General features: G+C 49.5%; 1 protein-coding gene. It reads left to right on the top strand.

The window, feature by feature from the left end:
• On the top strand, nucleotides 1-404 hold a 404-nt coding region (locus tag ACP7H9_RS14220; protein WP_439222934.1), incomplete at both ends, for an efflux RND transporter permease subunit.

The following is a 404-nucleotide window of genomic DNA, read 5'->3' as shown; positions in this document are numbered from 1 at the left end:
GCTAATCGCCTGTTATTGGTATTGGCTTTATTCAGCATCAGCATTGCGTCATTTTTTGTTATTCCCAAACTTAATCTGGATGCCTTCCCCGATGTTACCAACGTTCAGGTAACGGTAAATACGGAGGCCCCCGGGTTAGCAGCGACCGAAGTCGAGCAGCTGATTACCTATCCGATAGAGTCGGTGATGTATGCTCTGCCCGACGTCAAAGAGGTTCGGTCAATCTCAAAAACAGGTTTATCGGGCATTACCGTAGTGTTTGACGAGAGTGTCGATATCTACTTTGCCCGGCAACTGGTGTTTGAACGACTGCAGGCGGCAAAGGAGTTGATACCCGAAGGCGTAGGTACACCCGAAATGGGTCCTAACTCTTCCGGCCTCGGCCAGGTTTATCAGTATCTGCT

This window comes from Idiomarina sp. ST20R2A10, from assembly GCF_051842345.1.
GTDB lineage: Bacteria > Pseudomonadota > Gammaproteobacteria > Enterobacterales > Alteromonadaceae > Idiomarina > Idiomarina loihiensis.
Note: the sequence above shows the minus strand (reverse complement) of the source record. Positions and strands in the feature narration are given on the sequence as shown.